Genomic DNA, 5,567 nt, shown 5'->3' with positions numbered 1-5,567 from the left:
GCGGATTTCGCCAGCTATTATTGGAAGGTCGGCACGGTCACGCGGGGGGCCGCGATCGGCCCGCGCACATTGATCCTGTTCGCCGGTAGCGGCGAAGCGGGCGGCGCGGTGGATGTCCGCCTGGAAGGCGTGCCGTTCAGCCTGCGGCCTCCCGCCATGTCGCAGCCTGCCCCTGCGGCCGCCGGTCCGGCATTGCTTCACGTCAGCTTCGCCGCGTCGGCCGACCGGCCCGACATCACCGCCATCAAGCCCGGCGAGTTCTGACCCGGCATGCGCAGGACGCTATGATATGACGATCCGCCTTCCTCACCGCATCGCCTTTGCACTGTGCGCGGGTGCAGCGGCCACAACGACGGCTGCACAAATGTCTGCTCCCGCGGCCGAATATCGCATTACTGGGTTCCGGCATGCGGATTTCGGCATGAGCGAACGCGCCGCGCGCGCCGCGATCGGCGTCGATTTCCCCGGTGTCGCCATCGCGGAGGCGACGAACCGCGTGGAAGGCACCCGATTGCTGCAGGTCAGCCTGCCGCGGCTGGAACCCGGCCCCGGTCCCGCGACCGTCACCTATATCTTCGCCGCGGGGTCCAGGGCGCTGACCACAGTCAAGCTGGCTTGGGTGCTGCCGCCCAGCGCCACCGCGACGGAGCGCGCGTCGGTGGTGGCGGCGGGACTGCAACTGGCCGCCTATTTCCAGAATGCGCGCCCGCGCCCGCCGGTCGTATCCACCACCCGGGTGACCGGCCCCGACGCAGTCAGCCTGTACGCCGCACTCGACAGCCGGAACGCCGCCATCGAAGTCGCGGCCAACGGGGTCGAAACGGGCACCACCCCGTCGCGCCCCATGCCGTCCGGCCCGGCCATGCTGCGCGTCACCTACTTCGCCGACGTCACCAATCCCGACACGGGAACCCCGAAAAAAGCGGCGCAATGAACGGGATGTCTGCGGTGGGAGAAGATCGGCCTGCCGGCGCCAGCGTTAAAAGCGGCACACTTGGCAAATTGGAGCGGGTGAAGGGAATCGAACCCTCGTCGTAAGCTTGGGAAGCTTCTGCTCTGCCATTGAGCTACACCCGCATGTTGCCACGTCGGAGTCCCTCGGGACGGCGTTTGCGTGGCTCAAGGTCTTTAGCGCCGTCTTCGGTCGGCGGCAAGGTCGGGGATCGGTCCTTTGTCTGGACGAGTTCGGGGCGGCTTTGTGATTCCTCCACGATTGCGGTGTATGGCGATCGGATGATGCAGGGGGATCCAAGGCCGCGGTCGGCGGTGAGTGGCTGGGTGGGGCTGGTCGGGATGATCGGGCTGGCCGGCTGGACCCTGGTTGCGTGGCAATGGACGATGGACGGACCGCTGGCGGGGATGACCGCCGTGCTGGCGTGCGGGGTGCCGATGGTCCTGTGGTCGGTGCTGGTGGACCGGGTGCACCGCCGGCCGTCGACCGGGATCGACTGGACGCTGCGGCGGCCGTGGGCGGAGGTCCGCGAGACGGCATCGACCAAGCTGGTCGGGTTGTGGGCGACATGGGCGGCGATCGGCGCCTTCTATGCGCTGGGACGATGGTACTGGCAGGGCGGCTATGTGTTCGCGATGCACCTGATGGCCGGCGCCGTGCCGCTGTTGCTGGCGCTGTCGGTACCGTATCTGCTGTGGATCGACCGGCGGTTGGTGGACGCCCGCGACGGTGCCTATGCGTGCGGGCGGTGGCTGACCGGACGGCGGTACGACCGCGAAGTGCTGCGTGGCCATCTGCGCGCCTGGGCGGTGAAGGGGTTCTTCACGGCGTTCATGCTGTCGATCGTGCCGGGCAACTGGCACGAGCTGTTGAGCCGGCAGGTACCGGCGATGCTGGCCGATCCGATGGCGGCGGCATTCGGGCTGATCGCGCTGATGTTCCTGATCGACGTCGCGTTCGCGACGGTCGGATATGTCCTGACGATGCGGCCGCTGGATGCACAGATCCGCTCCGCCAATCCCTATCTGGCGGGTTGGGTGTCGGCGCTCGCCTGTTATCCGCCGTTCGTGCTGATCGCGCGCGGCGGGGTGGTGGATTATGAAACGAGCGGCGCGAACTGGTCGTGGTGGCTGGCGGGCAGTCCGCGGCTGACGCTCGCCTACATGATCCCGCTGATCGTCCTGACGGGCATCTATGCGTGGGCGACGGTGGCGTTCGGCCTGCGATTTTCCAACCTGACGCATCGCGGGATCATCACCAACGGACCATATCGCTGGACCAAGCACCCGGCCTATCTGGCGAAGAACCTGTTCTGGTGGCTGTCGGCGATGCCGGTCCTGACGGTGAACCATAGCGTCGTCGATGCGACGCGGAACGTGGTCATGCTGGGGGTGGTGAGCGGTGTCTATTACTGGCGGGCGCGGACCGAGGAACGGCATCTGGGCGCCGACCCGGATTACCGCGCCTATGCGGCCTGGATGGACCGGCATGGGGTGGTGCCGCGGATGTTTGCGCGCATGGGGTTGAAGACCGGCGGTTGGTGAGGGGCTGAAGCCTCACCCCCTCGGAGGTGAAGGGTAAGGCTTAGAAGCTCATGTCCTTGTAGATCCGGGACAGATCGCCGCGCCATTCGCCGTGATACAGATCTAGCAGGCGTTCGGCGGGCGTCTTGCCGCTGGCGACGATATCACGCAGCGGGTTGAGAAAGCCGGTTTCATTTTCGCCCGCAGCGTTGAGGCGGCCACGAGCGGCCAGGCCGGCATGTGCGATGTCGAGCACCTCCCGTCCCAATTGCTGGAAGGTGCGGCCGCGCGGCCCGCGGGTCTTCAGCCCCTGTTTCGGGACGTCGGCACGGATCCGGTTATGGTCGGCGATCGTCCAATGCTTGACCAGATCCCAGGCCGCGTCGAGCGCAGCATCGTCATAGAGCAGCCCGACCCAGAAGGCGGGCAGGGCGCAGATCTTGTTCCACGGGCCGCCATCCGCGCCGCGCATTTCCAGGAAGCTTTTCAATCGCACTTCCGGAAAGGCGGTCGAAAGGTGATCGGACCAGTCGGTCCGGGTCGGACGGTGTCCGGGATAAACCGGCAGCTCGCCACGCAGGAAGGCGCGGAAATCATGCCCGGCGGCGTCGATATAGCGACCGTCGCGGTAGACGAAGTACATCGGCACGTTCAGCATGTAATCGGCATAGCGTTCATAGCCGAAGCCGTCTTCGAACACGAAGGGCAGCATACCGGTGCGGGCGGGATCGGTATCGGTCCAGATGTGGCTGCGATAGCTGAGATAGCCGTTTGGCTTGCCATCGGTGAAGGGTGAGTTGGCGAAGAGCGCGGTGGCGAGCGGTTGCAGGGCAAGGCTGACCCGGAACTTCTTCACCATGTCCGCTTCGCTGGCATAATCCAGGTTGGTCTGGATCGTGCAGGTGCGCAGCATCATGTCGAGCCCCATCGTGCCGACGCGCGGCATATGATCGAGCATGATGCGGTAGCGGCCCTTGGGCATGATCGGCAGTTCGTCGCGGCCCTTGTCCGGCCACATGCCGAGCCCGAGGAAGCCGAGGCCGAGCCTGTCGCCGACCGCCTTGACCTGTTCCAGGTGACGGCCGGTTTCGGCGCAGGTCTGATGCAGATTGTCGAGCGGGGCACCCGAGAGTTCGAACTGGCCGGCGGGTTCCAGGCTGACATTGCCATCGCTGCCACCCAGCGCGATGACGTTTCCGCCTTCCTCGATCCCCGTCCAGCCGAAGTCGGTCATGCCGGACAGCAGATCGCGGATGCCGCCGGTTTCGGTATAGGAGGGCGCACGATGGTCGGTCGTGCGATAAACGAACTTTTCATGTTCGGTCCCGATCCGCCACCGCTCCTTCGGTTTTTCACCGCCGGAGAAGAGCGCGATGAGATCATCGCGCGAGGTGATGTGCGGGTCTTCCCCGATGCCGTCGGTGCGCGTGCTCATGGTCGCGCCATTACGCGCGCCGATCGTCCGACGCCAGCCGGCATTTCCATGATCCGACCAAGGTCATCGCCAGTCGCCGATCTGCGCCATCCAGAGCGCCACGGCGGCGGCCATGGCGGTGTCCGCACGCAGGATGCGGGGCCCGAGCGTGATCGCCGTCGCCGGATCCAGCGCACGGATCGCATCGCGTTCGGCATCCGTAAAGCCGCCTTCGGGACCGATCAGGATCGCGGCAGGGCCAGGGCGGGCGGCGAGCGCGAGGGATATCCCGCCGGTTTCGTCCGCGAACAGCAATTGCCGATCGGCCGGCCAGCTTTTCAATACCACGTCGAGCCGGGTGAGCTCCGCCAGTTCAGGTAGCGCGGTGCGGCCGCATTGTTCGGCAGCCTCGACCAGATGCGCGTGCAGCCGGTCGCGGTTGAGCCGATCGACGATGGTGCGCTGGGTAAGCACCGGGACGATTCGCGCGACACCAAGTTCGCAGGCCTTTTCCATCAGCCAGTCGATCCGCCCTTTCTTGACCGGGGCAGCGAGCAGCCAGAGATCGGGCACGGTTTCCCGCGGTTTCAGGTGACGGGTTACGGCCAGCGTGACGTGCCGGCGTTCGGTGTTCACGATATCCGCAAGCCATTCGCCGGTGCGGTCATCGAACAGCTTCAGCTGCGCGCCGGGTTTCAGGCGGAGGACCGTGCCGAGATAATTGACGGCGGGACCATCCAGGGTGAGATGCTGATCCTGCGCCAGCGGTTGATCTACGAACAGGCGTGGCAGGGTGTTGGGCGGCCAGGCGGGAGTGGCGGGCATGAGCGGCTTTCACGTGAGTCGGCCGTTCTTACCCTGCTGTTTCGCGGAGCGTGAGGCCGGGATGCCGGCAAGTGGGGTCAGCGGCACCTGGCGCGGGGTGAGCGGGATGGTTTCCGGCCTCTCCCGAAAGCACAGGGGAAGTGGTAGGGGGCCGCATGACCATCGATACCTTCACTCCGGACAGCGAAGGGCGGGGGCTGGTTCGGCTGCTGCCCGCTTTTCTCCGGCCGTTATGGTTGCTGGCGCGGTTCGATCGCCCGATCGGGGCGTGGCTGCTGTTCTGGCCGGGGGCGTGGGCGATCGCGCTGGCGGGGGCGGGATGGACGCGCGTCGACCTGATCCTGTGGTTCGCGCTGGGCGCGGTGGTGATGCGCGGGGCAGGGTGCGTGTATAACGACATCGTCGATCGCACGTTGGATGCGCAGGTTGCGCGGACGCGCGACCGGCCGCTGGCAAGCGGGCGTGTGTCGGTGCGAGCGGCCTGGATCTGGCTGCTATGCCTGTGCCTGGTGGGGCTGGGCGTGCTGACGCAGTTGAACCTGGCCGCCGGGATCACCGCCGTGGCCAGTCTGGGGGCTGTGGCGGCCTATCCGTACATGAAGCGAATTACCTGGTGGCCGCAGGCGTGGCTGGGGATCGTGTTCAGCTGGGCCGCGCTGGTCGGATGGGTCGCGGTGACGGGCGGGTTCGCACCCACGCTGTTCTGGCTTTATGGCGGATCGATCGCCTGGGTGATCGGCTATGACACCATCTATGCGTTGCAGGATGCCGAGGACGATGCGTTGGCGGGGGTGAAGTCGAGCGCATTGGCGCTGGGCAGGCATGCGCGAGTGGGGATCGCCGGGTTATATGC

General features: G+C 66.4%; 6 protein-coding genes and 1 tRNA gene. 4 read left to right on the top strand and 3 right to left on the bottom strand.

Going from position 1 to position 5,567, the window contains the following annotated elements; translation table 11 throughout:
* Positions 1 to 264: hypothetical protein (locus VF649_RS01720; RefSeq protein WP_331010229.1), on the top strand; the 264-nt coding region annotated here is incomplete at its 5' end.
* Positions 265 to 421: 157 nt separating this feature from the next.
* Complete coding sequence (locus VF649_RS01715) at positions 422 to 934, top strand: hypothetical protein (protein WP_331010228.1); 513 nt, start codon at positions 422 to 424, stop codon at positions 932 to 934.
* 69 nt (positions 935 to 1,003) lie between these two features.
* Here VF649_RS01715 and VF649_RS01710 read toward each other — a convergent pair.
* Positions 1,004 to 1,077 (bottom strand) — tRNA-Gly (locus tag VF649_RS01710).
* Between the two features lie 156 nt (positions 1,078 to 1,233).
* Here VF649_RS01710 and VF649_RS01705 point away from each other — a divergent pair.
* The gene (locus VF649_RS01705) at positions 1,234 to 2,496 is read left to right on the top strand and encodes a methyltransferase family protein (RefSeq protein WP_331010227.1); all 1,263 of its coding nucleotides are present in this window, start codon (positions 1,234 to 1,236) and stop codon (positions 2,494 to 2,496) included.
* A gap of 40 nt (positions 2,497 to 2,536) precedes the next feature.
* Here the strand turns inward: VF649_RS01705 and VF649_RS01700 are convergent, their stop codons facing one another.
* Positions 2,537 to 3,910 (bottom strand): glutamate--cysteine ligase, encoded by a 1,374-nt coding sequence (locus VF649_RS01700; protein ID WP_331010226.1) that lies wholly within the window; start codon positions 3,908 to 3,910, stop codon positions 2,537 to 2,539.
* Positions 3,911 to 3,973: 63 nt separating this feature from the next.
* Positions 3,974 to 4,714 carry a 16S rRNA (uracil(1498)-N(3))-methyltransferase gene (locus VF649_RS01695; RefSeq protein WP_331010225.1) on the bottom strand — a complete coding sequence of 247 codons (741 nt, stop codon included), beginning with the start codon at positions 4,712 to 4,714 and terminating at the stop codon, positions 3,974 to 3,976.
* 155 nt (positions 4,715 to 4,869) lie between these two features.
* Between VF649_RS01695 and VF649_RS01690 the strand changes: the two genes are divergently transcribed.
* Positions 4,870 to 5,567 (top strand): 4-hydroxybenzoate octaprenyltransferase (locus VF649_RS01690; protein ID WP_331010224.1); only part of this gene is annotated, 698 nt, incomplete at its 3' end.

Source organism: Sphingomonas sp. (assembly GCF_036387535.1).
Classification (GTDB): Bacteria; Pseudomonadota; Alphaproteobacteria; order Sphingomonadales; family Sphingomonadaceae; genus Sphingomonas_R.
The sequence above is the reverse complement of the archived record's forward strand: the minus strand, read 5'-3'. Positions and strand labels throughout refer to the sequence as shown.

Bases quoted from the DNA above. Each gene is read 5' to 3' on its own strand.
- VF649_RS01715 (WP_331010228.1), top strand. From the start codon at position 422: ATGAGCGAACGCGCCGCGCGCGCCGCGATCGGCGTCGATTTCCCCGGT.
- VF649_RS01705 (WP_331010227.1), top strand. From the start codon at position 1,234: ATGATGCAGGGGGATCCAAGGCCGCGGTCGGCGGTGAGTGGCTGGGTG.
- VF649_RS01700 (WP_331010226.1), bottom strand. From the start codon at position 3,910: ATGAGCACGCGCACCGACGGCATCGGGGAAGACCCGCACATCACCTCG.
- VF649_RS01695 (WP_331010225.1), bottom strand. From the start codon at position 4,714: ATGCCCGCCACTCCCGCCTGGCCGCCCAACACCCTGCCACGCCTGTTC.